General features: G+C 72.0%; 24 protein-coding genes. 11 read left to right on the forward strand and 13 right to left on the reverse strand.

Annotated features, from left to right (window positions below; genetic code table 11):
- Positions 1–847, reverse strand: an 847-nt coding sequence (locus NON00_RS08615) for a four-carbon acid sugar kinase family protein (RefSeq protein ID WP_256019852.1), incomplete at its 3' end; no start/stop codon positions are given.
- A gap of 311 nt (positions 848–1,158) precedes the next feature.
- Between NON00_RS08615 and NON00_RS08620 the strand changes: the two genes are divergently transcribed.
- From NON00_RS08620 to NON00_RS08640, 5 genes are all read left to right on the forward strand, one after another.
- Positions 1,159–2,157 carry a tripartite tricarboxylate transporter substrate binding protein gene (locus tag NON00_RS08620; RefSeq protein ID WP_256019855.1) on the forward strand — a complete coding sequence of 333 codons (999 nt, stop codon included), beginning with the start codon at positions 1,159–1,161 and terminating at the stop codon, positions 2,155–2,157.
- A gap of 46 nt (positions 2,158–2,203) precedes the next feature.
- Positions 2,204–3,334 carry an iron-containing alcohol dehydrogenase gene (locus tag NON00_RS08625; protein ID WP_256019858.1) on the forward strand — a complete coding sequence of 377 codons (1,131 nt, stop codon included), beginning with the start codon at positions 2,204–2,206 and terminating at the stop codon, positions 3,332–3,334.
- 20 nt (positions 3,335–3,354) lie between these two features.
- Positions 3,355–4,245, forward strand: a complete 891-nt coding sequence (locus NON00_RS08630; protein WP_256019861.1) for a dihydrodipicolinate synthase family protein — start codon at positions 3,355–3,357, stop codon at positions 4,243–4,245.
- Between the two features lie 142 nt (positions 4,246–4,387).
- Positions 4,388–5,377 carry a hydroxyacid dehydrogenase gene (locus tag NON00_RS08635; RefSeq protein ID WP_256019864.1) on the forward strand — a complete coding sequence of 330 codons (990 nt, stop codon included), beginning with the start codon at positions 4,388–4,390 and terminating at the stop codon, positions 5,375–5,377.
- Between the two features lie 121 nt (positions 5,378–5,498).
- Positions 5,499–6,521 (forward strand): LLM class flavin-dependent oxidoreductase, encoded by a 1,023-nt coding sequence (locus NON00_RS08640; RefSeq protein WP_256019867.1) that lies wholly within the window; start codon positions 5,499–5,501, stop codon positions 6,519–6,521.
- A gap of 76 nt (positions 6,522–6,597) precedes the next feature.
- On the opposite strand, the gene NON00_RS08645 is transcribed toward NON00_RS08640, so the two are convergent.
- From NON00_RS08645 to NON00_RS08685, 9 genes are all read right to left on the reverse strand, one after another.
- Entirely contained in the window at positions 6,598–7,236 is a 639-nt protein-coding gene (locus NON00_RS08645; protein ID WP_256019869.1) for a Uma2 family endonuclease, read from the reverse strand.
- Between the two features lie 70 nt (positions 7,237–7,306).
- A complete protein-coding gene (locus tag NON00_RS08650; RefSeq protein ID WP_256019871.1) occupies positions 7,307–7,960 on the reverse strand; it encodes a fumarate hydratase C-terminal domain-containing protein in 654 nt (217 codons plus the stop codon).
- Positions 7,957–8,826 (reverse strand): fumarate hydratase, encoded by an 870-nt coding sequence (locus tag NON00_RS08655; protein WP_256019872.1) that lies wholly within the window; start codon positions 8,824–8,826, stop codon positions 7,957–7,959. The genes NON00_RS08650 and NON00_RS08655 overlap by 4 nt, the downstream gene beginning before the upstream one ends.
- Before the next feature lie 19 nt (positions 8,827–8,845).
- On the reverse strand, positions 8,846–9,814 hold the full coding sequence (locus NON00_RS08660; RefSeq protein ID WP_256019873.1) for a tripartite tricarboxylate transporter substrate binding protein: 969 nt from the start codon (positions 9,812–9,814) through the stop codon (positions 8,846–8,848).
- A 168-nt stretch (positions 9,815–9,982) separates the two neighbouring features.
- A complete protein-coding gene (locus tag NON00_RS08665; protein WP_256019876.1) occupies positions 9,983–10,807 on the reverse strand; it encodes an enoyl-CoA hydratase/isomerase family protein in 825 nt (274 codons plus the stop codon).
- Positions 10,804–11,415 (reverse strand): carboxymuconolactone decarboxylase family protein, encoded by a 612-nt coding sequence (locus NON00_RS08670; protein ID WP_256019879.1) that lies wholly within the window; start codon positions 11,413–11,415, stop codon positions 10,804–10,806. The genes NON00_RS08665 and NON00_RS08670 overlap by 4 nt, the downstream gene beginning before the upstream one ends.
- Positions 11,416–11,437: 22 nt before the next feature.
- Positions 11,438–12,712: a CaiB/BaiF CoA-transferase family protein gene (locus tag NON00_RS08675; RefSeq protein ID WP_256019882.1), complete on the reverse strand. Its 1,275-nt coding sequence runs from the start codon at positions 12,710–12,712 to the stop codon at positions 11,438–11,440.
- On the reverse strand, positions 12,705–13,337 hold the full coding sequence (locus tag NON00_RS08680) for a glutathione S-transferase family protein (protein ID WP_256019886.1): 633 nt from the start codon (positions 13,335–13,337) through the stop codon (positions 12,705–12,707). Before NON00_RS08680 ends, NON00_RS08675 begins: the two co-directional genes overlap by 8 nt.
- Before the next feature lie 111 nt (positions 13,338–13,448).
- A complete protein-coding gene (locus NON00_RS08685; protein WP_256019889.1) occupies positions 13,449–14,222 on the reverse strand; it encodes a GntR family transcriptional regulator in 774 nt (257 codons plus the stop codon).
- Positions 14,223–14,421: 199 nt separating this feature from the next.
- On the opposite strand from NON00_RS08685, the gene NON00_RS08690 reads away from it, so the two are divergent.
- Positions 14,422–15,513 (forward strand): GGDEF domain-containing protein, encoded by a 1,092-nt coding sequence (locus tag NON00_RS08690; protein WP_256019891.1) that lies wholly within the window; start codon positions 14,422–14,424, stop codon positions 15,511–15,513.
- A gap of 107 nt (positions 15,514–15,620) precedes the next feature.
- Here the strand turns inward: NON00_RS08690 and NON00_RS08695 are convergent, their stop codons facing one another.
- Both NON00_RS08695 and NON00_RS08700 read right to left on the reverse strand, forming a co-directional pair.
- Positions 15,621–17,135 (reverse strand): NADH-quinone oxidoreductase subunit M, encoded by a 1,515-nt coding sequence (locus tag NON00_RS08695; protein WP_256019894.1) that lies wholly within the window; start codon positions 17,133–17,135, stop codon positions 15,621–15,623.
- A 622-nt stretch (positions 17,136–17,757) separates the two neighbouring features.
- Entirely contained in the window at positions 17,758–18,654 is an 897-nt protein-coding gene (locus tag NON00_RS08700) for an alpha/beta fold hydrolase (protein WP_256019897.1), read from the reverse strand.
- Between the two features lie 258 nt (positions 18,655–18,912).
- Here NON00_RS08700 and NON00_RS08705 point away from each other — a divergent pair, with 258 nt between their 5' ends.
- From NON00_RS08705 to pcaG, 4 genes are all read left to right on the forward strand, one after another.
- Positions 18,913–19,965 carry a tripartite tricarboxylate transporter substrate binding protein gene (locus NON00_RS08705; RefSeq protein WP_256019899.1) on the forward strand — a complete coding sequence of 351 codons (1,053 nt, stop codon included), beginning with the start codon at positions 18,913–18,915 and terminating at the stop codon, positions 19,963–19,965.
- A 257-nt stretch (positions 19,966–20,222) separates the two neighbouring features.
- Positions 20,223–21,221, forward strand: a complete 999-nt coding sequence (locus NON00_RS08710) for a tripartite tricarboxylate transporter substrate binding protein (RefSeq protein WP_256019900.1) — start codon at positions 20,223–20,225, stop codon at positions 21,219–21,221.
- A 44-nt stretch (positions 21,222–21,265) separates the two neighbouring features.
- Entirely contained in the window at positions 21,266–22,036 is a 771-nt protein-coding gene (locus tag NON00_RS08715; RefSeq protein WP_256019904.1) for a protocatechuate 3,4-dioxygenase subunit beta, read from the forward strand.
- Between the two features lie 14 nt (positions 22,037–22,050).
- The gene (gene pcaG / locus NON00_RS08720) at positions 22,051–22,671 is read left to right on the forward strand and encodes a protocatechuate 3,4-dioxygenase subunit alpha (protein WP_256019907.1); all 621 of its coding nucleotides are present in this window, start codon (positions 22,051–22,053) and stop codon (positions 22,669–22,671) included.
- A gap of 191 nt (positions 22,672–22,862) precedes the next feature.
- On the opposite strand, the gene NON00_RS24735 is transcribed toward pcaG, so the two are convergent.
- A complete protein-coding gene (locus NON00_RS24735; protein WP_305123275.1) occupies positions 22,863–23,708 on the reverse strand; it encodes a GntR family transcriptional regulator in 846 nt (281 codons plus the stop codon).
- A gap of 233 nt (positions 23,709–23,941) precedes the next feature.
- Here NON00_RS24735 and NON00_RS08735 point away from each other — a divergent pair, with 233 nt between their 5' ends.
- A complete protein-coding gene (locus tag NON00_RS08735; protein WP_256019910.1) occupies positions 23,942–25,546 on the forward strand; it encodes an aldehyde dehydrogenase (NADP(+)) in 1,605 nt (534 codons plus the stop codon).
- Positions 25,547–25,549 lie beyond the last annotated feature (3 nt).

Raw genomic sequence — 25,549 nt, forward strand, 5'->3', positions numbered from 1 at the left:
GCGCCGTGCCCCGCGGCCCGGCGGCGGCCAGGGCATGCGCCAGCCCGCCCGCGCCCACCCAGAGCAGTTGCGCCGAAAGCGGCAGCCCGGCGCGGGCCAGGGCTTCCAGGTCTTCCGTCACCTCGGCATCGCAGACCACGGCCTCCAGGCCCTGCGCCAGGGCGTGGCGCAGCGCGGCGCGCAGCGCCTCCTCCCCCGCGCGCAGCGCCGGCAGCGGGAGATGCGCCGCCTTCAGCCCCGCCGCCGCCAGCAACTCCGGCAGGCAGGCGCTGGGATAGCTGTGCTCGCGCGCCCAGAGCGCGCTCTGCTCCAGCGGCGCGCCCTGGAGGTGGACGCGCCCGGCGCGCAGGGTGCGGCCATTGGCCGGAAAGGCCGGGGCCAGCACCGCCAGCCGGGGCATCCCCCGCCCCCGCAGCAGCGCCAGCGTGCCGGCCAGTTCGGCGAGCGGCTGGCCGCGCAGGGTGGAATCGATCTTCTTCAGCAGCCCCAGCCCGGGGCGGGCATGCCGCGCGAAAATCTGCTCATGTCGCGCAGAAGCCTGCGCGGCTGGCAGGCGGCGGCTATCGGCGTCGAGGGCCAGGACAGGGCTGGATGGGCCAGGGCTGTCGGGCAGGGGGCTGTCGGGCAGGGGGCTGTCGGGCAGGGGGGTGGCGGCGCTGCCACCGGGCGTGCCTTCCGGGGCATCCTCCCAGGCCACCAGCGCGCCATGCCCGCGCCGCGCGAAGGCCACCGCGCATTCGGCCGCGCCCGTCAGGTCATCGGCCACCACAAGCCAGGCATCCGGGGAATCGCCGTGGGACTGGGCTTGCGGGGAGGGGTCCGGCAGGCGGCCCGCCTGGTGCGGCATGCAGCGGTGAACCTTGGATGGGCGTGAGGCGCGAGAGGGCGGGGCGCGCGGGGCGGCGCGGCTGGCGGGCATCTTAGCGGGTTTCATCGGCGCTTCAAGATTTTTGCGCGAAAAGAGCAAGCCGATTGCGCGTTTCGCGCATCTGCCGTAGAAACGGCCCACTGCCTGGTGGGCCAGGGAAGGGACAACATGGTCGCCCCGCATCCGGGGCGGTGGGCGCCGGCATCGCTCCGCCAGCGCGCCCATCCGGAACGAAGCCATGGACCCCTCCTGAACGGCTCCCCGCACACCGTCCAAGGAACCCTCCCGCCATGCTCGACCGCCGCCGCCTGATCCTCTCCCTCGGCCTCGCCGCGCCCGCCCTCGCGCTCGGGCGCGGGGTGGCGGCGCAAGGGGCGGCGGCCACCAGCTGGCCGCAGCGCCCCGTGCGCCTCGTCGTCCCCTATCCGCCGGGCGGTGCCACCGATGTGCTCGGCCGCCTCTATGCCGAGCATCTCGGCGCCATCCTCGGCCAGACCGTCGTGGTGGAGAACCGCCCGGGCGCCAGCGGCAATATCGGCATCGACGCCGTCGCCAAGTCGCCGGCCGACGGCTACACGATCGGCGCCGCCACGGTCAGCAACTTCTCGATCAACCAGTTCCTCTACGCCAGCGTCGCCTACAACGTGGAGAAGGACCTGACGCCCGTCGCGCTGGGCTGGGAATTCCCCAATGTCGCCGTCGTCGCGCCGCGCAAGGTGCAGGCGCGGACGCTGGCCGAGTTCGTCGCCTGGGCGCGCGGCAGGAGCGGCGGCATCACCTACGGCTCGACCGGCATCGGCACGACGACGCATCTCTCCTCCGCCATGCTGTTCTCCCGCCTCGGCATCGAGGCGGTGCACGTCCCCTATCGCGGCGCCGCGCAGATCATCCCCGCTCTGCTGAATGGCGAGGTCGATTTCGCCATCGACGGCGTCGCCTCCTATCAGGGGCTGATCGGCAATGGCGATATCCGCGCCCTCGCCGTCACCACCGCCGAGCGCTGGCCCTCGGTGCCCGAGGTGCCGACCATGGCGGAAGCCGGGATGGCGGATTTCGTCGTCACCGTCTGGGGCGGCTTCGTGGTGCCCGCCGGCACGCCCGCCGCGGTGGTGCAGAAGATCAATGCCGGCCTGAAGCAGGTCGTCGACGACCCGGCCCTGCGCGAGCGCTTCGCCAAGGTCGGCGCCCGGCCGATCTGGACCACGCCGGAAGACGCCGCCGCCCGCGCCGCGCGTGAGCGCCCGATGTGGCGTAAGGTCATCCAGGATTCCGGCGCCCGCGCCGACTGAGGCCCCGCCGCCCCTCCCGCCCTTTCCGACCACCGGAACCCCGCGCATGAACACCTACGCCTCCCCCATCGAAATCCCGCGCCCGCCCATGCTGATGGTGGGCAGCGGCCTGGCGCCGCGCCTCGGCCGCTGGGCGCGCGAGCAGGGCATCACCCGCACCCTCGTCGTGGCGGACGCCTTCAACGCCGGCCGCGTCGGCCTGCTCGACCTGCCGGGCGAGGTGGTGGTGTTCGGCGAGGTCAAGCCGGAGCCGGACCTGCCCAACCTGGAGAAGGCCCTGGCCCTCGCCGCGCAGGCCGGGGCGGAGCTGGTGGTGGGCTTCGGCGGCGGCAGCGCCATGGACCTCGCCAAGCTCGTCGCCGTCCTGCCCGGCAGCGGGCAGACGCTGCACGAGGTGGTGGGGCCGGAGAAGGTGGCCGGCCGCCGCGTGAAGCTGGCGCAGATCCCGACCACCGCCGGCACCGGCAGCGAGGGCGGCACCCGCGCCCTCGTCACCGACCCGGCGACGCAGAACAAGCTGGCGGTGCAGAGCCTGCACATGCTGGCCGATATCGCCATCATCGACCCGGACCTGACCATGACGGTGCCGCGCGCCGTCACCGCGGCCACCGGCGTCGATGCCATGGCCCATTGCGTGGAGGCCTTCACCAGCAGGAAGGCGCACCCGCTGATCGACCTCTACGCGCTGGAGGGCATCCGCCTCGTCGGCCGCTTCCTGCGCCGCGCGGTGGAGGATGGCAGCGACAAGGAGGCCCGCGCCGGCCTCGCCATCGCCTCGCTCTATGGCGGCTTCTGCCTCGGGCCGGTGAACACCACGGCGGGCCATGCGGTGGCCTATCCGCTGGGCACGCGCCACCACATCCCGCACGGCCTCGCCTGCGCCCTGATCTTCCCGCACACCCTGGCCTTCAACGCCCCCGTGGTGCCGGAGAAGACGGCGCTGGTGCTCGGCGCCCTCGGCCTGCCCGCCTCCTCCGACGTTGCCACGGTGCGGGATGCGACCTATCGCTTCTGCGCCGATCTGGGCGTTGAGATGAAGCTCTCCGCGCTCGGCGTGCCGCAGGACGACCTGGAGACCATGGCGACGGAGGCGCACGCCATCCGCCGCCTGCTGGACAACAATCCGCGCGATCTGAGCCGGGAGGAAATCCTGGCCATGTACCGCGCCGCCTTCTGATCGCTGGAAAGAACCAGAGCATGCCGAAGATCACCGGCCCCTTCGTCGCCATCGTCACCCCCTTCGATGCGCAGGAGGATGTCGACTACGCCGAGCTCGCCCGCCAGGTGGACCGCCAGGCCAGGGCCGGCAACGGCGTCTTCTGCGCCGGCACCAATGGCGAGTTCTTCGCCCTCTCCTTCGAGGAGAAGGTGGAAGCCGCCCGCGTCTGCGTCGAGGCCGCGGCCGGCCGCGTGCCGGTGCTCGCCCATATCGGCGAGGTGTCGACCAAGCAGACCATCCGCCTCGGCCAGGCGGTGCAGGCCCTCGGCGTGAAGGCGGTCTCCGTCGTCACCCCCTCCTTCATCGCCTGCTCGCAGGACGAGCTGGTCGCCTACTACACGGCGGTGGCCGATGCGCTGACGGTGCCCGTCTATCTCTACAACATCCCCGCCCGCACCGGGAACACCATCACCCCGGAGACGGCGGCCCGGCTCGCCAGCCACCCCAACATCATCGGCATCAAGGACAGCGCCGGCTCGCAGGAGAGCCTCGACGGCTACCTCGCCATCGCCCGCGCGCGCGATGACTTCGACGTGCTGGTCGGGCCGGACCACCTGATCCTCTACGGGCTGAAGAACGGCGCGGCCGGCTGCATCTCCGGCCTCGGCAACATCGCGCCGCTGACGCTGAACGCCATCTGGCGCGCCTTCTCCGCCGGCGACGCGGCCGAGGCGGAGAAGCAGCAGGCCCATTACGGCGAGCTGCGCAAGGAGCTCTACGCCCACGGCTTCCCGCCCACCATGGTCAAGCGCGCCCTCAGCATCGCCATGCCGGCGGTGGGCAGGAGCCGTGGCCCGGCCATCGTCTCCGACGAGACGCATGCCAAGGTCGCCATCGTGTCGAAGAAGTTCGTCGAGGCGGTCGGCTGATGCCGGGCCGGGCCCGGGGCGTCCGCCACGGGCCCGGCAGCCCATGCCTGGGGTGTGGGAGAGGGTTCTTTTTTGGAAAAAAGAACCAAAAAACTTTTTTCAGCGGGCTGCGCGGGCAAGGCAGGCGCTGGGAAAAGTCCTGATGCGCGACGGAGTGCGAGACATGGCCTTCACCGTTGTCAGCCTGGGCGGCCCCGTCGCCGCCGAGGGCGAGGACATCTTCCGCGCCGCCGGTGTGCGGTCCCTCTCCACCGGGCCCTATCCGAAGAAGGAAGAGGTTATCGCCCTGCTGCGCGATAGCGCGGCGGAGGCCATCATCGTGCGCCTTGTCGAGCGCGTCGATGCGGAGATCCTGCGCGCCTCGCCACGGCTGAAGGTCATCGCCAAGCACGGGGCGGGGACCAATGATATCGACGTCGCGGCGGCGGCGGAACTCGGGGTGCCGGTGCTGGCGGCGGTGGGCGCCAATGCCCATTCCGTGGCCGAGCACGCCCTGGCGCTGATGCTTGGCCTCGCCAAGGAACTGCGCAGCCAGGACGCCTTCGTGCGCGGCGGCGGGTGGGAGAAGAAGGCCTATGGCGGGCGGGAGCTGCGCGGCAGCGTGCTCGGCCTCGTCGGCATCGGGCAGATCGGCCGCGCCTTCGCCGCCATGGCCGAGCCGCTGGGCATGAGCACCATCGCCTTCGATCCCTTCGCGCCGGAGGAAGCCTTCGGCCCGCATGCCCGCCGCGTCGCCACGCTGGAGGCGCTGCTGGAGGCGAGCGACGTGGTCAGCCTGCACTGCCCGCTGACGCCCGCCACGGAGAACCTGATCGGCGCGCGCGAAATCGGGCTGATGAAGAAGAGCGCCTTCCTCATCAACACCGCGCGCGGCGAGGTGGTGGATGAGGCCGCGCTGGTGGCGGCGCTGCGGGCGGGCCGCATCGCCGGCGCCGGCCTCGACAGCTTCGCGCCCGAGCCGCCGGCGGCGGAGAACCCGCTCTGGTCGCTGCCCAATGTCCTCGTCAGCCCGCATATCGGCGGCGTGACGCCCGAGGCGCGGCGCGAGGTCTCGCTGATGACCTGCCGCAACGTGCTCTCCCTGCTGCGGGGCGAGGCGCTGGCGCCGCGCTTCTTCGTCCGCCCGCGCTGAGGGGGCGCGCCCTGCCAGGGTCTGGCATGACCATCATTGGCGCGGGTGATGAGGCGTTGCGGGCCTGGGGCCTTATATCCGCCCCACGGTTCCCTCCCGCCTTTCCGGACCCTGTCAGACCATGAAGAAGATCGGTTTCCTGTCCTTCGGCCATTGGGCCCCCTCGCGCCAATCCGGCACGCGTTCCGCCGCCGATGCCCTCCTCCAGTCGATCGAACTGGCCGAGGCGGCGGAGGCACTCGGCGCCGATGGCGCCTATATCCGCGTCCACCACTTCGCGCGCCAGCTCGCCTCCCCCTTTCCGCTGCTGGCCGCGATGGCGGCGCGGACGAAGCGCATCGAGCTTGGCACCGCCGTCATCGACATGCGCTATGAGAACCCGCTCTACATGGCCGAGGATGCCGGGGCGGCGGATCTCATCAGCGGCGGCCGCCTGCAGCTCGGCCTCAGCCGCGGCTCGCCGGAGCAGGTGGTCGATGGCTGGCGCCATTTCGGTTATGCCCCGGCCGAGGGCGAGAGCGATGCCGATATGGGCCGCCGCCACGCGCAGCTCTTCCTGGAGGTGCTGCGGGGCGAGGGCTTCGCCCGGCCGAACCCGCGCCCGATGTTTCCCAACCCGCCCGGCCTGCTGCGGCTGGAGCCGCATTCGGAAGGGCTGCGCGAGCGCATCTGGTGGGGCTCCGGCTCCAACGCCACGGCGGTCTGGGCGGCGCAGCAGGGGATGAACCTGCAAAGCTCCACCCTGAAGGATGACGAGAGCGGCGAGCCCTTCCACATCCAGCAGGCCGCGCAGATCCGCGCCTATCACGAGGCCTGGAAGGCGGCGGGCCATGCGCGTGCGCCGCGCGTTTCCGTCAGCCGCAGCATCTTTCCGCTGCTCGACGAGCGGGACCGCGCCTATTTCGGCCGCTCCGCCCAGGAGGAGGACCAGGTGGGCTTCCTCGGCGAGAAGACGCGCGCCATTTTCGGCCGTGGCTATGCCGCCGAACCGGAGCGCCTGATCGAGCAGCTTCGCGCCGACGAGGCCGTGGCCGCCGCCGATACCCTGCTGCTGACCATCCCGAACCAGCTGGGGGTGGAATACTGCGCCCATGTCATCGAGGGCATCCTGAAGCATATCGCCCCGGCGCTGGGCTGGCGCTGACGGAAGGCGGGGTCTGGGGAGGCCCTGCCTCCCCAGCGGGGTCCGGGGCAGCGCCCCGGACTCTTTTTTCAGTTTTTCAGATCTCTTCCGCGCTGTCCTCGCCCGCGACCTCGATCCCCTCATAGAGTTCGCGCAGCGGCAGGCTGATGCCGATTTCCGGCAGATCCAGCACGGCGTCATCCAGCAGGATATGCCCCACCCAATCCGCCCCCTCGCCAGTGCCCTCGCCAGTCCCTTGGCCAGTCCCTTGGCGGCTGAAGACGGTGGCGCCCACCCGGTCCTGCTCCAGCATGACATAGCGCCGGATGGAGGGGGTGGAGGCGTATTCGTGGTTCTTGGTGATGCGGTCGGTGCTGGCGGTGCGGGGGCTGAGCACCTCGAAGACCACCACCGGCTCCCGCACCACGGTGCTGCGCGGCGGCAGGGGCGCGCAGGTGACCAGCCCGTCCGGGTAGCGGATGCTGCCCGCCACCTGCACCTTGATATCGCTGCCGAGGAAGCGGCAGGGCTGGCCGCGCAGGCGGGGGATGAGGGCGGCGGCCAGGTTGCCCTGCAACAGCGCATGGGCCGCCGTGCCGCCCGTCATGGCCACGGGCCGCTGGCCGTCGAATTCGAAGCGCAGCTCCTGCTCCCTCTCCCAGGAGAGGAAATCCTGCAGGCTCATCGGCTTGCGGAGGGCGATCGTCATGGGGCGCAGCATAGCACGGGCGGGCATGGCGGATTCCAGTCTTGTGACGCCGCGCGTGGCATGGCGCCGCCGCCGCGTCCAGCCCCCCTGATCCGGCCTATTTCGCCGCCTCCCGCGCCGCCGCCAGCCCGGCCAGGATGGCGGGCAGCCGCGCCCGCGCCGCCCCGGCGAGGTCGGCATAGAGGCTGTTGCCCCGGGCATCGATGCCGACGGTGACCGGCCCCAGCCCCTCGACCTTCAGCTTCACCAGCCGGTAATGCGAGACGAGGTCATTCCAGTGTACCGAGACGAGTTCGCGGATGGCGTCCGACAGCAGCGGCGCGCCGCCGCCGACGAAGGCGAAGTAGACGCAGCCCGCCTCCCGCATCGCCTCGGCGCAGGCGGCGTCCAGCCCGCCCTTGCCGCCCACGGCGCGCAGGCCGAAATGGCGGATCAGCGGCGGCATCAGCGCGTTGAAGCGCGTGCTGGTGGTGGGGTTCATGTAGAGCAGCTCGAAGCCGCCCTCCGCCGTCTCCCGCGAATAGCTGCCGAGGTGGAACAGCGCCGCGCCCTCCAGGTCGAGCGGCAAAGGGCGCTCCCCCCGGCTGGCCTCCAGCAGGCGCTGATGGGTGGGCAGGCCGGCGGTGATGACGATCTCGCCATCCAGCACCACCATATCCCCGGCGCGCAGCGAGAGGGCATCCTCCCGCGACAGCGGCAGGCGCAGGCGGCGCAGCCCGTCCAGGCTGGCTTCGGGGGGCGGTGCGGTCATTCGATGCGCTCCAGCGTGCCGTCCTCGTGCAGGCGGGCGCGGGTGCGGCGGTTGATCCAGCAGTTGAAGGCGACGGCGACGGGGGTGAAGCCATGCCCCGCCGCGTATTCGATATGCACGCCGAGCGCCGTGGTATCGCCCCCCGTGCCCATCGGGCCGAAGCCGGTGGCGTTGACGGCCTTCAGCAGGCGCTCTTCCATCGCGGCCAGCACCGGCTCCGGGTTGCGGGTGCCGTAGGGGCGCAGCGTGGCCTTGGCGGCGAGGCGGGCGCAATGCTCGAAGGTGCCGCCAATGCCCACGCCGATATGCACCGGCGGGCAATGCTGCGAGCCGGCCTTCAGCACGCAGTCCATCACATAGGCCTCGATCTGCTCCAGCGTCGGGAAGGTGAAGATCTCCAGCGCCGCCCAGCGGCCCGAGCCGAGCGCCTTGGGCTGGCAGGTGATGTCCAGATAGGCCGCGCCGTCGATCACGTCCCAGGTGACCAGCGGCATGTCCTTGCCGCTGTGGCTGCGCTCATTGGTCAGCGGGTTGGTGACGTGCTTGAGCAGCGGCGGCGTGGTGGTGGCGACGAGTTCCTGGAAGCCGTCGGTGATGGCGCGGCGGATATCCCCCTCCAGCCGCGCCGCGGTGCCGATGCCGATGCTGTAGGTCGGCACGCCGGAATCGGAGCAGACCAGCCGGTCCTGCGTCTCCGCCATCTCGGCGCTGCGCAGCAGGATGCCGAGGGTGCGCTGCGCCACCGGGTTGCTCTCCGCCGCCCGGGCACGGCGCAGGGCCTCCAGCGTGTCATCCGGCACCTTGCGCAGCGACCACTCGTAGAGCCGCGCGGTCGCCTCTTTCATCCGCTCATAGGTGATGGGCATGGGCCTCGCCTTTCCCCGTTCAGTCGAGGCGGATGCCGGCGGTGCGGATCACCTCGCCCCATTTGGCGCGCTCCGACACCAGCAGGGCGGCGAGCTGCTGCGGCGTGCCGCCGGCCACCATGCCACCCTGCTCGGCCAGGGCGCGGCGCAGTTCCGGGTCCTCCAGGCTGGCGGCGGCGGCGCGGTGCAGGATGGCCAGCCGCTCCGGCGGCGTGCCGGCCGGGGCGAAGAGGGCATACCAGGTGTCCGACAGCACGCCGGGCAGGCCCACCTCGGCCATGGTCGGCACCTCCGGCAGCACGGCGGCGCGCTCCGGCGCGGTGAGGGCCAGCGGCACCAGCTCCCCGCCGCGCAGATGCGGCAGCACCACGGGGATATCGGCCAGCAGCATGTCGATGGTGCCGCCCAGCAGGTCCGTCACCGCCGGGGCGGCGCCGCGATAGGGCACATGGGTGATGTCGAGCCCCGCGCGCAGGCGGAACAATTCCCCGGCCATGTGCAGCGAGCTGCCATTGCCGGCGGAGCCATAGGTCAGCCGCCCCGGCTGTTTGCGCGCCTCGGCCACCAGGGCCTGCGCCGTCGTGATGCCGCGGGCGCGGCGCACCACCAGCACCTGCGGCACGGAGATGACATGCAGCAGCGGCGCCAGATCCTTCTGCGCGTCATAGGCCATGCGCGGCATGAGCTGCGGCAGGATGACCAGCGCGCCGGTGGAGGCCAGCACCAGGGTCAGCCCGTCCGGCCTGCTGCGCGCCGCCGCCTCCACCCCCAGCATGCCGCCGGCGCCGGAGCGGCTGTCCACCACCACCGGCTGTTGCAGGCGCGGGCCCATCGCCTGCCCGAGCAGCCGGGCCACGAGATCGGCCGGACCTCCGGCGGCGAAGGGGACAATCAGCTTCACCGGCTGGTCCGGGAAGCCGGGCTGGGCCAGCGCAGGGCACGCCAGCCCCGCGCCCAGCAGGGCAAGGCCCTGGCGGCGGGTGATCATTCCTGGATCCTCCTTGGGGCCTCGCGGCCTTGTTTTTAAAAAGATATTCGTTCTTTTTTGAAAAAAAAGAACCAAAAAACTTTTATCAGTTGAGCGTCCCACCTGGACGGGAGACGGCGGCAGCCTGGAAAAATCTTTTTGCTTCTTTTTCTTTAGAAAAAGAAGATTTTACTTACCTTGAAAAATAGGCTTCCGCTTCTCCGCGAAGGCGCGCTGCGCTTCCTTTGTATCCTCGGTGGTGGCCAGCGCCACGGTCTGGGTCTGCTCGTAGCGGTAGCCATCGCGCAGCGGCATTTCCTCCGTCAGCTGGAAGGAGCGCTTGGCGGCCTGCACGGCGAGCGGGCTCTTGGCGGCGATCTGCCGGGCGATCGCCTGCGCCTCCTCCAGCAGCCTGTCGCGTGGCAGGCAGGCGGAGGCGGCGTTCATGCGCAGCAGTTCCGGGCCATGGACGCGGCGCGCGGTGTAGATCAGCAGCCGCGCATCGGACTGGCCGAAGAAGCGCATCACATGCCGCACGCCGCCGGCGAGGCCGACATCCACCTCCGTCATGGCCAGGAAGGCGTCCTCGGCCACCAGCAGGATATCGCAGCAGAGGGCGAGCACGCAGCCCGCGCCGATGGCGGCGCCGTTGACGGCGGCGATGACCGGCTTGCCGCAGTCCATCACCGCGTCGAAGCCGGCGCGGACGAGGCGGTTATGCCCCGGATAGGCGCCGGCCTCGCCGGCCAGGTTGGGCCGCTCGCGCAGATCCGCGCCGGCGGAGAAGGCGCGGCCCGCGCCGGTCAGCACGATGGCGCGCACGGCGGGGCTGTCGTGCAGAACGTCGAAAACACGCAGCAGCTCCTGGCGGAACAGCCGGTCCTGCGCATTCACCGGCGGCGCGTTCATGGTGACGGTGGCGACATGCTCCTCCACCGTGACGAGGAAGCGCTGGAGATCGGCCAGTCCGGGCAGCATGCAAGGCTCCGTGGGGGAGAGGGGGGAGGCGCTCATCCGCCGGTCGCCTCGGCGAGGCGCTGCGCGGGGGGGAGGGGGGTCAGCCCCTCGGCCAGCGGCCGCAGCGGCGCGGCGATGCCGTCGGGCAGCGGGATGTCGTGCACGTTCAGCGTCATCGAGACCATGGTGTAGTAGCCGATGACCCCGGTCAGCTCGACCACGCCGCGCGCGCCCCAGCGGGCGACGATGGCGGCATAGGCGGCCTCCTCCACCTGCCCCGTGCCCTGGAGCTGGCGGGCGAATTCATAGATCTCGGCCTCGTCGGCGGCGGTGAAGGCGGGGGCGCGGCCCTCGCGGATGGCCTCGATGATGGCGGCGTCCAGCCCGGCCTCAGCGGCGGCGCGGGCATGCACCCACCATTCGATCTGGCTGGTCCAGCGCCGCCCCGTCACCAGGATGGCCAGCTCGTTCAGCCGCTTCGGCAGGCAGGTGCCGAAGCGCAGGAACTCGCCCAGGCGCGACCAGCGCTCGGCGAGGTCCGGGCTGTGGATGACGGCGCGCAGCGGGCCGATCACCTGCCCGCGCGGGCCGGCGACCACGGCATCATGGACGCGGCGCTGTTCCGGCGTCATCTCCGCCGGGGTGGGGAGGGGAATGCGCGGCATGGGGTTTTCTCCTGTCCCGGTCTCAGACGATGCCGCGCGCGGCGAGGGCGGCGCGCTCCGCTGGCGGCAGGCCCAGCTCGGCCAGCACCTCCTCGGTATGCTGGCCGAGCAGCGGCGGCGCGCGGTCGAAGCGCAGCGGGTTTTCCGCGAAGCGCAGCGGGCTCACCACCTGCGGCACCGTGCCGGCCAGAGGGTGCGGCAGGTGGCGCAGCATGGCGCGGTGCTGCAATTGCGGGTCGTCGAACACCTCGGGGATGGTGTTGATGGGCGCGCAGGGCACGCCCGCCGCCTCCAGCGCCGCCATCAGCGCGGCGCGCGGCAGGGTGGCGAAGCGCTCCGCCAGCAGGGCGGTCAGCGCCGGATTGTTCCTGACGCGGTCAGGGTTCTTGGCGAAGCGCGGGTCGCCCGCCCAGTCCGGCCGCTCCAGCGCCTCGCACAGCTTCGCGAATTGCCCGTCATTGCCGACGGCGAGCACCAGATGCCCGTCGGCGCAGGCGAAGACGTCCTGCGGCTGGATATTGGGGTGGCGGTTGCCGCCCCGCTGCGGCGTGCGGCCGGAGACCAGCCAGTTCATCGCCTGGTTGGCCAGGAAGGCGGCCTGCACGTCGAGCATGGCGAGGTCGATGGTCTCGCCCTCCCCCGTCTCGGCGCGGCGGGCGAGGGCGGCGAGCACGGCGACCGTGGCATACATGCCGGTCATCAGGTCGACGATCGGCACGCCCACCTTCTGCGGCCCGCCGCCGGGGGCGCCGTCGCGCTCGCCGGTGATGCTCATCAGCCCGCCCATGGCCTGGATGGCGAAGTCATAGGCGGCCTGCCCGGCGCGCGGCCCGTCCTGGCCGAAGCCGGTGACGGAGCAGTAGATCAGGCGCGGGTTGAGGGCGCGCAGCGCGGCGGCGTCCAGGCCGTAGCGCGCCAGGGCGCCGGCCTTGAAATTCTCCAGCACGATATCGGCGCCGCGGGCCAGTTCGCGGATGATGGCCTGCCCCTCGGGCTGGGCCATGTCCACGGTGACGGAGCGCTTGCCGCGGTTGACGGCGAGGAAATAGCCGGCCTCGCGCGTGGGCTGGCCGTCGCGGTCCTTGAGGAAGGGCGGGCCCCAGGCGCGGGTGTCGTCGCCCGCGCCGGGGCGCTCCACCTTGATCACGTCGGCGCCGAGATCGGCGAGGATCTGGGTGCACCAGGGCGCGGCCATGATGCGGCTGAGGTCGAGCACCCGCACATGCGAGAGCGGGCCGCTGCGCGGCGGGGCCTCGGGTGCTTCGGGGGCGGGGCGCGGCGGGGCGGTGTCAGGCATCGACGATCTCCGTGGCGCAGGCGGAGGGGCGGGCGGCGAAGCCGGCATGCCAGGCGGCCAGCGCCGGCCGCCCCGCGCGCCAGCCGAGGTCGGGGAAGCGGAAATCCAGGTAGGAGAGGGCACAGCCGATGGCGATGTGGCCAATGCCGAAGGGGGTTTCTTCCAGGGTGGCGCTCTCCGCCTCCAGCCGCGCCAGCACGGCGGCGGCGCGGGTGGCGAAGCTGTCCAGCCATTCCGGCGTCTGGCGCGCGGCGGGCTTGTCGCGCTCATTGCGCCAGAGGATCAGCAGGTCGAGGAAGCCATTGCCCAGCGCGTGCCAGCCGAGCGCCTGCCAGCGCGCCGGGCCGCCGGCGGGGAAGAGCCGCCCGCCGCCCGCCAGTTCGTCGAGATATTCGCAGATGACGACGGAATCGAAGAGTGCCGTGCCATCGGGCAGGCGCAGCGTCGGGATCTTGCTCAGCGGGTTGTCGGGCAGCAGCTCCGGGTTGGGCTCGGCCATGCGCACCACGGTGCGGTGCAGCGCGATGCGGCCGGTGAGGCCGAGTTCATGCGCCGCCACCATCACCTTGCGCACGAAGGGCGAGCGGGGGGACCAGTGCAGCGTCAGGTCAGCATCGGCGGGCATGCGGCCGCGTCCTCCGGGTCTTTTAGGTCATTGAACTGACCTTTAGACCCTTATCGTCCGCGCGTCCAGCGCCCTCCCGCCCGGCTGCTGCTTTCCGCCGCGGCGGCAGTGCTATTTCAGCTTGATGTCGATCCGCACCATGTCGCCGCGATAGAGGCCATCGGCGACGAGGACACAGAGGCCCTGGGCATCGACGGCGGCGCGGTGGACGAGGGCGACGGGGGCGTTGAGCGGCATGCGCAGGGCCTCGGCCGCCTCGACATCGGCGGTGCCGATGGTCAGGGTCTGGCGGGCATCGGTGATGCGCACCCCCTCCAGCCCGGCGACGAGGCGCAGCGCGGTCTTGCTGCGCAGATCCTCGGGCGTGACCAGCGGGGCGAGGCGCTCATCCAGATAGACATCGGCCAGCAGGAAGGGCTTGCCCTCGCGCCAGTGGCGGCGGCGGATATGGCGGTAGCTGGGGGCGGGGGTGCCGATGCTGGCGGGCAGGCGGTCGCCGGGGATGCCCGGCGTCTCGCCCAGGATCTCGATATCCGCCCCCTCGCGCGAGCGCAGCAGGCCGTTCCAGTCGGTTTCCACGGCGCACCAGATCTGGCTCGCGGCGCGCTCGCGCACGAAGGTGCCCTTGGCGCGGAAGCGCTCGATCAGCCCTTCCTGCTCCAGCTGGCCGAGGGCCTGGCGGATGGTGGCGCGGGCCACGCCGCATTCGGCGGCCAGCTCGTCCACCGTGGGGATCTGCTGGCCGGGCTTCCAGTGGCCCTGCTCGACGCGGCGGCGGAACAGGGTGGCCAGCTGGATATAGCGGGAGATCGCGCTGCGGCTGAGGTCCACCTTGCCGGTCCCGGTCGGGCCGGCCGGCGGGCGGGGGGGGCTCGTGTCGTCCATGGCGCTTTCTCCCATGCCGGGGGGGCGCTGCGCCAGCCGCCGCGCGTATCCTTTGGCCCGCGCCGCGCGCAGGCTTTGGCATGCCGGGGCGGCTTTGCGGCGCCGCGGTGCGATCGGCCCTCGACAGGGGGGGGCCGGGCGGGTTCTTGTCCCGCTCATGAGGGGGCGGACCAGCCCCCACCGCCGGCCTGGACGCAAGATGCCCCCCGATACGACCCCACCCGAGGCCGAACTGCCCGCCTTCCGCCGCTTTGTCCTGCGGCAACTGGTGCAGACGGGGCTGCTCTGCGGCACCCTGGTGGTGGGGGCGGACTGGGCGGGGCTGCTGCCCTTCCCGCCCACGCAGAGCCTGGGCAATCTCGCCTTCCTGCTGGTCTCGGCGGTGCTGCTCGGGCTGCTGTGGCGCTGGCCCGCGGCCTATCGTGGCATCGCCCGGGCCTATCTGGGCAGCGCCTTCCTGCTCTTCCTCTCCGCCCTGCTCGTCGTGCGGCAGGATGAGATGCGCTTCACCTGGTTCTTCCCCCTGGTTGGCGCCGCCTTCCTGGTGCTGGGGCGGCGCGCCGGCTGGTGCGCGGTGGGGGCCAGCCTGCTGGCGGTGACGGCGGTGGTGCTGGCGCGCGGGGATCTCTCGCCCTTCGCGCTGTCCACCTTCTGGGCCAGCCTGATCGCCATGGCCTCGCTCTGCGCGGCCTTCGTCTGGCAGATGGAGCGCGCCATGGGGGTGATGGTGGCGGCCAATCGCGGCCTTTTCGATGCGGCGCGGCGCGACCCGCTGACGGGGCTGGCCAACCGGCTGCGCTTCACGGCGGCGGCGGCGGCGCTGCGTGGCCGCGCGGGGGAGGGCTTCGCCCTGGTCCTGTGCGACCTCGATCATTTCAAGTCGGTCAATGACCGCCACGGCCATGCGGCGGGCGATGCGGTGCTGGTGGCGCTGGGGCAGGTGCTGCGCGGTGTCGCCGGGCCGGGGGATGTGGCGGCGCGGCTGGGGGGCGAGGAGTTCGGCCTGCTGCTGCCGCGCGCCGGGCTGGCGGAGGGGCAGGCCGTGGCCGAGGCGCTGCGCCGGGCGGTGGAGCGGGCGGCCATTCCGTTCGAGGATATGGTGCTGCGCGTGACGCTGAGCGCGGGGGTGGCGGCCTCGGTGCCGCAGCAGGGGCTGCCGGAGGGCAGGTTCGAGGCGGTGCTGCGCGCCGCTGATGCCGCGCTCTATGCCGCCAAGGCGGCGGGCCGCAACCGGGTGGTGGTGGCGGGGCAGGAGAAGGAGCCGGCCATCGCCGCTGCCCATGGCCCTTGAGGGAGCGGCCCGCGCATGGGTTTCCAAAGGCCTCAGGCCTTTGGTCGGGAGAGTTTGAGAGGGGCGAAGCCCCTCTCAAGAGCAGGCGATGCCTGGCAATCCGGCCCTTAAAGGCCGGCGAGCCTCGCCGTGGCGGCGAGCGCCGCCTGCTGCTGCGACACCAGCGCCGCCACGCTCGCCTGGAAGAAGCCCAGGAAGGAGGAGGGGTAGATGCCGATCCACAGCGTCAGCAGGGCGAGGGGGGCGAACATCGCCACCTCGCGTGGGGAGAGGTCGGCCAGGGCGCGCAGATCCTCGCGCACCAGCCTGCCGAAGAGCACGCGGCGGTAGAGATAGAGCATGTAGCAGGCGCCGAGCACCATGCTGGTGACGATGCCGAGCGCGATCCACGGGCTGGTCTTCCAGGCGCCGAAGACCACCAGCACCTCGCCCGGGAAGTCGCCCGTGCCGGGCAGGGCGATCGAGGCCATGGTGAAGAGCATGAACACCGCGGCGAAGCCCGGCATCGCCTTGGCGAGGCCGCCGAACTGGTCCAGCTCATGCGTCCGCGCGCGGTCGGAGAGCACGCCGATGCAGAGGAACATGGCCGCCGTGGCGACGCCGTGGGAGAGCATCTGCAGCAGCGCGCCGGAGAGGCTCTCCTGGCTGACGGCGAAGAGGCCCACGGTGATGATGCCCATATGGGCCACCGAGGAATAGGCCACCAGCCGCTTCATGTCCTTCTGCGCCATGGCGACGAGGCTGGCATAGATGATGGCGATGACGGCCAGGGTGAAGATCACCGGGGAGAGCGCCTGCACCGCCTGCGGGAAGAGCGGGATGGCGAAGCGCAGGAAGCCGTAGGCGCCCATGTTCAGCATCACGCCGGCCAGCATGACGGAGCCGCCGGTGGGGGCCTGGGAATAGGCGTCCGGCTGCCAGGTATGGGCCGGCCACATCGGCATCTTCACGCCGAAGGCGGCGAGGAAGGCGAGGAAGAGCCAGATCTGCGTGGGCCGGGAGAGCTGGAGCTGGAGCAGCTCCGTCAGGTCGGTCGAGCCGGCCATGCGCCACAGCGTCAGGATGGCCAGCAGCATCAGCAGCATGCCGACCATGGTGTAGAGGAAGAGCTTCATCGCCGCGCGCACGCGCCCCGGCCCGCCCCAGGCGCCGATGATCAGGAAGACCGGGATCATCGCGCCTTCGAAGAACAGGTAGAACAGCGTCAGGTCCACGGCGGAGAAGACGCCCACCAGCATGCTCTCGAGCAGCAGGAAGGCGATCATGTATTCCCGCAGGCCGCTGCGCGTCGCCCGCCAGGAGGCGAGGATGCCGATCGGCGTCATCACCGTGGTGAGCAGCACGAAGAGCACCGAGAGCCCGTCCACCCCCATGTGGTAGCTGATCCCGGCCGCCGCCTGCCAGGCGTGGCGCTCCTCGAACTGGTACCCGGCCTGGGACTTGTCGAAGCCGAACCACAGCATCAGCGAGAGGGCGAAGGTCACCAGGCTGCAGAGCAGCGCGGTGAGGCGGATCTGGGCCAGCTTCTCCTCCCCCTCGCCACGGGCGAGGAGCAGGGCGCCGATGCCCAGGAAGGGCAGCGCCACGAGCAGCGACAGCAACGGGAAATCGGCCGCCATCATAGGGTCATGTCCCTGCGGGTGAGCGGGTGGAAGAAAGCGCGGATCATGGGAGGGGTCTCGCCAGCGATACGGGATGCGTCAGGTCCGCCGGCGAGAGACACGGTTTGTGTGCGTCGCACAATTTAAGTTATTTTAAGAATTAATGCGCAGTTGCTTAAATTTCAGAACATTTTGCGGCCCCGTTCCGGGCCTGCTCTCCTCGCCCTCTTCCTGCCCGGTCGCGCGGCCTGAGGCCTGCGCGGTGCGGGATGCGCCCTTTGGCGCGGCTTTTGGGCCCCAGCCGCTTTGCTGGGTCTGTGATGCTCTCTGCGGGATCGGTGCGGTGTGTGACCGGTACTCTGGCGGCGGAGGTGGCTCGATAGCCGCGCGGCCGCCGCCGGACCACCCCGCTCCTGGCAGGGCTGCTTTGCGCTGCGGTGCAGCAAAATTCCGCGAGCGGCAGGGCAGCCCCCGCGCTCCGCAGGGTGGAGAAGGCGTGGCGCTTGCTCTTGAGAGGGGCTTCGCCCCTCTCAAACTCTCCCGACCAAAGGCCTGAGGCCTTTGGAAACCCATTCGGGAGTCTCCCTTGCCCCAGGAAAAGAAGGGGGGTGAGGGGCAAAGCCCCCCTCATGGCCGCAGTTTCTCAACCCTGTGCGCGGGCGAAGCCGATCAGCGCCGCCGCCACGGCCTCCGGCTGCTCGGGCAGCAGGGCATGGCCGGCATTCTCCACCACCACGCGGGTGACCCGCGGCCCGAGGCTCGCGCGCAGCTCCGCCTCGGAGGGCGGGGCGGCGATGGCGTCCTGCGCCGCCGCCACATAGAGCAGCGGGTGGCGCTCGGCGGCGCGCAGCCAGGCCTGGTCCGTGGTCGCGGCGGCGGCGGCGCGCTGCGCCTGGGCCACCGCGGGGTACCAGCCCGGCAGCCAGACCGCCGCGTCATTGCCCGGCGCGAAATAGGCGCGGCGCAGATGCGCCAGCCTTTCCCCGTCGCTCAGCTCGGGCGAGAAGCTGGCGGTGATGGAGCGGCGGATCTCGGGGTCGATCGCCGTGCCGGTGACGGCGGCGAGCAGCGCGATGCGCCCGACCAGTTCCGGCGCGTCATGCGCCAGGACGCGCGCCGTCCAGTTGCCGGCGGCATGGCCGGCGACGAAGGCCGGCCCGCTGGCTTCCGCCCGCAGCAGCGCGGCGAGGTCGGCGGCCATGTCGTGCAGCGTGGCGCCGGGGCGCAGCGGGGCGGAGCGGCCGATGCCGCGCGGCTCGGGCCGCAGCACGCGCAGCCCGGCGGCGACGAGGCGCGGCACCAGGGCGTCGAAATCCTCCTGCCCGCGCCCGAGCGAGGGCAGCAGCAGCAGGGTGGGGCCTTCGCCCTCGCGCCAGACCTCGATCGGGCCGGCGGGCGCCTCGAAGATCGTGGAGTCCATGCGGGGTTTGCTTTCGGTGGGGTGGCCGGGGGGCGTCGTGGCCAGGGCAGGGGTTGCCAGGGCAGGGGTGGCCAGCAGGCTGGAAGTCAGCAGGCTGAGCCCGTGGCGGCGGGTGAGCATGGGCATTCTCCTCCCGCGGCGTCCGCCCTGCGGCGCCGCTGTTGTGGCGGCAGGATGGGTAAGCGCGAAGGAAAAGTCAAAAAGCTGGTTCATAGACACATGGCCCGCCCCGTGGCAGCCTGCGGGCAGACGCGGCACCGGGTTTTCCCCTTCAGGGTTTTCTTTCAGCCTTTCCCACCGGGAAAAAACCGGCAAGCCGCGCCGCCGCCAGACCAGGGCAGCCAGGCACCTCAGCCCTGGCGCCGGGGAGAGAACGCCATGTCCGCCACCCGTCCCCCCTCCAGGCCGGGCCGCCGCGCCCTGCTCGGTGCCGCGCTCGGTGCCGCCGCCGCGCCGCTGCCCTGGCCAGGGCGCGCCGCCCGGGCGCAGGCCCCCGCTCCGGCTCCGGGCGGCCATGCCCAGCCCGGGCGGCTGCCAGGGCGCCAGCCAGGGCGCCTGATCGTGCCCTATCCGCCGGGCGGCATCACCGACCTCGTCGCCCGCCGCGTGGCCGAGGCGCTGGGCCAGCGCCAGGGGCGCGCCTTCGTCGTGGAGAACCGCCCCGGCGCCGGCGGCAACCTCGCCGCCGAGGCCGCGGCCCGCGCCGCGCCCAATGGGGACACGCTCTACATGGGCTTCGCCGGCACCCATGCGATGAATATCAGCCTCTACCCCCGGCTGACCTACGACCCGGTGCGCGACTTCACCCCCATCGGGCTGCTGGTGGAATCGCCGCTGGCGCTGACGCTGCACCCCTCCGTGCCCGCCACCACCCTGGCGGAGCTGACGGCCTATGCCCGCGCCCATCCGGGGGCGCTGGCCTTCGGCTCCTCCGGCAATGGCGGCGCCTCGCACCGCGCGCTGGAACTGTACAAGGCGGCGGCGGGGCTCGACATCCTGCACGTCCCCTATCGCGGCGCGGCGGCGGCGAACACCGACCTGCTGGGCGGCAAGATCCAGGGCATGTTCGACACGCTGATCACCGCCATGCCGAATATCGGCGCCGGCGGCGTGCGCGCCCTGGCGGTGACGGGGCGCCAGCGCAGCCCGCTGCTGCCCGGAGTGCCGACCATGGCCGAGGCCGGGCTGGCCGACTACCTCTTCGTCACCTGGCTGGGGCTGCTGGCCCCCGCCGGCCTGCCCGCCGCCCAGCGCGACCGCCTGAGCGAGGAACTGCACGCCATCATGGCCGATCCGGCGATGGTGGCCTGGTGCGGGCAGAACGGGCTGGAGCCCACCCCCTCCTCGCCGGAGGAGTTCGCCGCCTACATGGCGGCGGAGACGGAGCGTTTCGCCCGCTTCGTGCGCGAGACGGGAATGCGCATCGAGTGAGAATATGGCCCGCGCGCCTGAGAGGGGCTTCGCCCCTCTCAGACCTGCGAGGCAGTGCCTCGCAGCCACCAAAGGCCTGAGGCCTTTGGAAACCCATCCGTGAGGGCTGTGTCTAAAAGTCAGAAAACTAGTTTATAGACATAAAGGCCTCCCTATGGCAGCCTGCGGGCACAAGCGGCACCGGTGCCATCCGGCAAGCCGCGCAGCGTCCAGGAACAGACCGCGGGGTCCCCAGGCCCCAGCCGGGGAGGAACCGCATGACCACCACCCGCCACCCGCACCGGATCGGCCGCCGCGCGCTGCTCGGCGCCGCCGCCAGCCTTGGGGGCAGCCTGCCCGCCACCACGGCCCTGGCCCAGGCGGCGCGCAGCAGCCGCGCCATCGTCGGCTTCCCCCCCGGCGGCACCGCCGACAGCGTCACCCGCCTCTATGCCGAGCGGGTGCGCGCCGCGCGCGGCTTGCAGATGGTGGTGGATAACCGCCCCGGCGCCGGCGGGCGCCTCGCCCTCGAAATGCTCAAGGGCCTGCCGGCGGATGGCAATGCCTTCCTGCTCACCCCGGCCTCGATGCTCACCATCTACCCGCATCTCTACACCAGCACGCTGCGCTACGACCCGCTGCGCGACTTCACGCCGGTCACCCCCGTCTGCGTCTTTCCCTTCGGCCTCGCCGTCTCCGCCCGCCACCCGGCGCGTGACCTCGCCCAGTTCATCGAATGGGGGAAGGGGCGGCCGGCGGTGGACTGGGCCTCGCCCGTGCCCGGCTCCATGCCGCATTTCATCGGCACCGAGCTGGCCCGCGCCACCGGCCTCACCATGAACCACGTGCCCTATCGCGGCTCCGCCCCGGCGGTGGCCGACCTGCTGGCCGGCACGGTGCAGGCCGTGCTGCTGCCCATCGGCGAGCTGACCGCCTTCCACCGCTCGGGCGAGGCACGGCTGCTCGCCGTCACCGCGCCGCAGCGCCTGGCCCGGCTGGACACTGTCCCAACCTTCGCCGAGGCGGGCTTCCCCGGCCTGACGCAGGAGGAATGGTACGGCATCCTGCTGCCCGCCCAGGCCGCGCCCGCCGTGCTCCAGCCGCTGCACGAGGCGCTGGCCGCCGCCGCCGCCACGCCGGAAATCGCCCAGGCCCTCGGCCGCATCGACATTGCCCCGCTGGCGATGGACCCGGCCGCCTTCCGCGAGCGCATCGCGCGCGAGACCGCGGCCTGGAAGCCGATCGTCGCCGCCTCCGGCTTCCACCCCGACGAATGAATGCCCCGCCCCCGCCACCTCCCGCCGCGCCAGCGAGACCCCGCATGGACCTCCTGACCCAACCCACCCTGCCCAAACCGGGCCTGCTCAAGCCCGGCCAGCTCAAGCCCGGCCTGGCACCGGATGTCTTCCCGCCCCTGGCGGAGGGCATCGAGCCCGCCGTTCCCGTGCCGGGCTACCCCAATACCTGGACGCATACCCCGGCCCAGCCGCTGCTGCGCCGCCCGGCCACGCGCACCGAGGTGGCCGGCCCGCTCGACCTCTGGCGCAAGCTGCCCTGCGATGAGAGCAACCTCGCCATGCCCGCCCCCGGCAGGGTGGCGCAGGGGCAGCTCATGCACATGTCCGGCCGCATCCTGGACGAGGATGGCCGCCCCGTGCGCGGCGCCGTGGTGGAACTGTGGCAGGCCAATGCCGCCGGCCGCTATTTCCACCCGATCGACCAGCGCGCCGCGCCGCTCGACCCCAACTTCGTCGGCAATGGCCGCGTCCGCACCGATGAGGAGGGCCGCTACGCCTTCTTCACCATCAAGCCCGGCGCCTATCCCGTGCCGGTGAAGGACACCTGGTGGCGGCCGCCGCATGTGCATTTCTCCATCCTCGGCCCTTCCTCGCTCTCCCGGCTGGTGACGCAGATGTATTTCCCGGGCGACCCGATGAATGAATGGGACCGCATCCTGCACTCGATCCACGACCCGGCGGCGCGCGCCCGGCTGATCGCCCGGCAGACCCACCCGGCGGAGGTCGGCGATGGCTGGCTGGCCTTCACCCATGACATCGTCCTGCGTGGCCGCCACGCCACGCCCGAGGCCTGAGAGGGACGCCGCCCATGCCGGACAGCCTCACCGCCCCGCTGCCGCCCAGCTCGCAGCACACCATCGGCCCCTTCTTCCCGCGGACCTTTTTCAGCGCGGGCGACAATGACCTGACCCGCCTCTCCGCCACGGCCGCGCCGAGCCAGCGCGGCGAGACCATCCTGCTGCATGGCCGGGTGACGCGCGAGGGCGGGGAGCCCTGCGTCAATTCCATCCTGGAAGCCTGGCAGGCCGATGCCGGTGGCCATTTCCGCCACCCCGCCGACCCGGACCACGCCCTGGCCGACCCCGATTTCCTCGGCTGGGGCCGCGCCTGGACGGATGAGGACGGGTGGTATTCCTTCCGCACCCTGCTGCCCGGCGGCTATGCCGACCCGGCCGGCCCGCGCGCGCCGCATATCAACCTCGCCGTCATGGGCGCGGGGCTGATGCGGCGGGCGCAGACGGTGCTGTTCTTCCCCGCCTTCGCGCCGGCCAATGCGGCGGACCCGGTGATGACCCTCGTCCCCCCCGGGCGCCGCGCCCATCTCCTGGCGCTGGAGGAGGCGGAGAAGGTGGAAGGACTGCGCCGCTTCCGCTTCGACATCCGCCTGCGCGGCACCCCGGAGGAGGAGACGCCCTTCTTCGACGATTGATGGCGCGGGCCTGAGGGGGCTTTGCCCCCTCAAACTCCCCCCTTCTTTCCCTTGGGCAGGGGACGGGGTCCCCTGCACCCGCCTTCAGGAGGTGCCCCCTGAAGGGTTTCCAAAGGCCTCAGGCCTTTGGTCGGGAGAGTTTGAGAGGGGCGAAGCCCCTCTCAAGAGGATAGCCAGCATCCTCTGAGATATCAGAGGCTGAAGAACACCGGATGGGCGCGGCGGATTTCCTCCACCCGGGTGAAGGTATCGGAGAGATGGGCGCGCAGCAGCGCCTCCGCCTCTTCCGGCCGGCCGCCGAGCACCGCCCCGGCCAGCGCCTCATGCGCCCGCAGGATGGCTTCCGCCTTGCCGGGGCTGGGCAGGTGCAGGCGGCGCAGCCGGTCGAGATGGCCGCTATGGGTGTGGATCATCCGCCAGAGGCCGCTCATCCCCGCCGCCGCGTAGAAGGCGGCGTGGAAGGCATCGTCGGCGGCGGCGAAGCCCGGCTCGTCCCCCACCGCCAGCAGCGCCCGCTGCCGCGCCAGATGCGCCGGCAGCGCGCGGGCCAGCCCCTCCGGCCCGCCCCCGGCGGCCGCCTGCCGCGCCTGTTGCCGCACCATCTCCACCTCCACCGCCAGGCGCAGGAAATGGCCCTGCCGCGCATCGTCGAGGTCGATGCAGGCCACCCGCGTGGCCGAATGCGGCACCACCTCCACCAGCTTTTCCTCCTGCAGCCGCAGCAGCGCCTCGCGCACCGGGGTCTGGCTCACCTGGAGATGCGCCGCGATGCCGGGGCGGGACAGCGCCGTTCCCGGTGGCAGGGCGAGGGTGATGATGGCCTGCCGCAGATAGGCATAGGCGAGATCGGCCGCCGAGCTGCGCGGGCCGAGCGGTGGCAGCCCGGCGGCACCCTGGCCCGTGCCCTGGCCAGCCCCCTGGCCATCCCCCTGGGCCGGGGCGGCAGGATCGCGGGCCGAAACAGAGGCATCCGGAACGGGGGACTCAGGAACAGGGAGCTGGGGGGGCAGGGCATCGGGGGGCATGGCGGGGTCCATACACGCTCCTGCGGGCCGGGAGACAGTGGTGGGGTGGCTTGAAGGCAACTCATATATGAGATATCAGATGGGAGCGGGAGCTAACAACGCATCAACGACCCCGCAGCGAGGAAACGATGCCGCAGATCTTTCGCCCTGCTGCTCTGTCCCGGCCCGTCGCCGAGGCCGCGCGCCCGCCGCGGCGCTTCCTCCCGACCGTCTGACGCCAACCCCAGCAAGGCAGGACCGCCCTCATGTCCACCACCGACACCCTCCCGCGCCCTCTCACCGGTGAAATGCTGATCGGCGCGCGCGCGATCGCCGGCACGGACAAGCCCGTCCGCGCCATCGAGGCCGCCACGGGCCTGCCGATGGAGCCCGCCTATGGCGGCGGCACGGCGGCCGATGTGGACGCGGCCTGCGCCCTCGCCTGGGCCGCCTTCGACACCTATCGCGAGACCACGCCGGAAGCCCGCGCGCGCTTCCTGGAAGCCTGTGCCCAGGCCATCCTCGACATCGGTGATGACCTGATCCTGCGCGCCATGGCCGAGAGCGGCCTGCCGCGCGGCCGGCTGGAGGGCGAGCGCGGCCGCACCGTGGGCCAGCTCCGCCTCTTCGCCGCCGAACTGCGCGAGGGCAGCTGGGTGGGCGCCCGCATCGACCCCGCCCTGCCGCAGCGCGCGCCGCTGCCGCGCCCGGACCTGCGCCTGCGCCATGTGCCGCTCGGCCCCGTCGCGGTGTTCGGCGCCTCCAACTTCCCGCTCGCCTTCTCGGTGGGCGGCGGCGACACCGCCGCGGCCCTCGCCGCCGGCTGCCCGGTGGTGGTGAAGGCGCATTCCGCCCATCCCGGCACCTCCGAGCTGGTCGGCCGCGCCATCCGCTCCGCCGTCGCCGCCTGCGGCCTGCCGGAGGGCGTTTTTTCCGTCCTCTTCGGCTCGGGCGCCGTGGTGGGGCAGGGGCTGGTGGCGGATCCGCGCATCAAGGCCGTGGGTTTCACCGGCTCCCGCGCCGGCGGCATCGCCCTGATGAAGACCGCCGCCGCCCGGCATGAGCCCATCCCCGTCTATGCCGAGATGAGCAGCATCAACCCCGTCTTCCTGCTGCCCGGCGCGCTGGAGGCGCGGGCGGAGACGATCGGCAAGGGCTTCGTCGGTTCGCTCACCCTGGGGGCGGGGCAGTTCTGCACCAATCCGGGCCTCGTCCTGGCGGTGGAAGGCGCGGCGCTGGACCGCTTCCTGGCCTCCGCCAGCGAGGCCCTGGCCGCCGCCCCGGCCCAGACCATGCTGACGCCCGGCATTCTCCAGGCCTATCAGCAGGGCGTCGCCCGGCTGGCCGGCAACAACCGCGTGCGCCATGTCGCCTCCGGCGCCGCGGCCGGCGCCGCCACCCAGGGCCAGGCCGCCCTCTTCGAGACCACCGCCGCGCATTTCCGCGACGACCCGGCGCTGGCGGAAGAGGTCTTCGGCTCCGCCTCGCTGGTGATCCGCTGCCCGGACACCGCCACCATGCTGCGCCTGGCCGAGGAGCTGGAAGGCCAGCTCACCGCCACCATCCAGATGCAGGATGAGGATCTGGAGATGGCCCGCGCCCTCCTGCCGGTGCTGGAGCGCAAGGTGGGCCGCATCCTGTTCAACGGCTACCCGACGGGCGTCGAGGTGGCGCATGCCATGGTGCATGGCGGGCCCTTCCCCTCCACCTCGGACGGGCGCTCCACCTCGGTCGGCACCCTGGCCATCGGGCGCTTCCTGCGCCCCGTCTGCTACCAGGACATGCCGGCGGCCCTGCACCCCGCCGCGCTGCGCGACGACAATCCCCTGGGCCTCTGGCGCCGCCGCGACGGCGTGCCGGGCCACCACTGACCG

Origin of the sequence: Roseomonas sp. GC11 (assembly GCF_024437745.1) — a bacterium.
Classification (GTDB): domain Bacteria; phylum Pseudomonadota; class Alphaproteobacteria; order Acetobacterales; family Acetobacteraceae; genus Pseudoroseomonas.

Coding starts and splice junctions, on each gene's coding strand:
- NON00_RS08620 (WP_256019855.1), top strand. CDS start 1,159: ATGCTCGACCGCCGCCGCCTGATCCTCTCCCTCGGCCTCGCCGCGCCC.
- NON00_RS08625 (WP_256019858.1), top strand. CDS start 2,204: ATGAACACCTACGCCTCCCCCATCGAAATCCCGCGCCCGCCCATGCTG.
- NON00_RS08630 (WP_256019861.1), top strand. CDS start 3,355: ATGCCGAAGATCACCGGCCCCTTCGTCGCCATCGTCACCCCCTTCGAT.
- NON00_RS08635 (WP_256019864.1), top strand. CDS start 4,388: ATGCGCGACGGAGTGCGAGACATGGCCTTCACCGTTGTCAGCCTGGGC.
- NON00_RS08640 (WP_256019867.1), top strand. CDS start 5,499: ATGAAGAAGATCGGTTTCCTGTCCTTCGGCCATTGGGCCCCCTCGCGC.
- NON00_RS08645 (WP_256019869.1), bottom strand. CDS start 7,236: ATGCCCGCCCGTGCTATGCTGCGCCCCATGACGATCGCCCTCCGCAAG.
- NON00_RS08650 (WP_256019871.1), bottom strand. CDS start 7,960: ATGACCGCACCGCCCCCCGAAGCCAGCCTGGACGGGCTGCGCCGCCTG.
- NON00_RS08655 (WP_256019872.1), bottom strand. CDS start 8,826: ATGCCCATCACCTATGAGCGGATGAAAGAGGCGACCGCGCGGCTCTAC.
- NON00_RS08660 (WP_256019873.1), bottom strand. CDS start 9,814: ATGATCACCCGCCGCCAGGGCCTTGCCCTGCTGGGCGCGGGGCTGGCG.
- NON00_RS08665 (WP_256019876.1), bottom strand. CDS start 10,807: ATGAGCGCCTCCCCCCTCTCCCCCACGGAGCCTTGCATGCTGCCCGGA.
- NON00_RS08670 (WP_256019879.1), bottom strand. CDS start 11,415: ATGCCGCGCATTCCCCTCCCCACCCCGGCGGAGATGACGCCGGAACAG.
- NON00_RS08675 (WP_256019882.1), bottom strand. CDS start 12,712: ATGCCTGACACCGCCCCGCCGCGCCCCGCCCCCGAAGCACCCGAGGCC.
- NON00_RS08680 (WP_256019886.1), bottom strand. CDS start 13,337: ATGCCCGCCGATGCTGACCTGACGCTGCACTGGTCCCCCCGCTCGCCC.
- NON00_RS08685 (WP_256019889.1), bottom strand. CDS start 14,222: ATGGACGACACGAGCCCCCCCCGCCCGCCGGCCGGCCCGACCGGGACC.
- NON00_RS08690 (WP_256019891.1), top strand. CDS start 14,422: ATGCCCCCCGATACGACCCCACCCGAGGCCGAACTGCCCGCCTTCCGC.
- NON00_RS08695 (WP_256019894.1), bottom strand. CDS start 17,135: ATGATGGCGGCCGATTTCCCGTTGCTGTCGCTGCTCGTGGCGCTGCCC.
- NON00_RS08700 (WP_256019897.1), bottom strand. CDS start 18,654: ATGCTCACCCGCCGCCACGGGCTCAGCCTGCTGACTTCCAGCCTGCTG.
- NON00_RS08705 (WP_256019899.1), top strand. CDS start 18,913: ATGTCCGCCACCCGTCCCCCCTCCAGGCCGGGCCGCCGCGCCCTGCTC.
- NON00_RS08710 (WP_256019900.1), top strand. CDS start 20,223: ATGACCACCACCCGCCACCCGCACCGGATCGGCCGCCGCGCGCTGCTC.
- NON00_RS08715 (WP_256019904.1), top strand. CDS start 21,266: ATGGACCTCCTGACCCAACCCACCCTGCCCAAACCGGGCCTGCTCAAG.
- pcaG (WP_256019907.1), top strand. CDS start 22,051: ATGCCGGACAGCCTCACCGCCCCGCTGCCGCCCAGCTCGCAGCACACC.
- NON00_RS24735 (WP_305123275.1), bottom strand. CDS start 23,708: ATGGACCCCGCCATGCCCCCCGATGCCCTGCCCCCCCAGCTCCCTGTT.
- NON00_RS08735 (WP_256019910.1), top strand. CDS start 23,942: ATGTCCACCACCGACACCCTCCCGCGCCCTCTCACCGGTGAAATGCTG.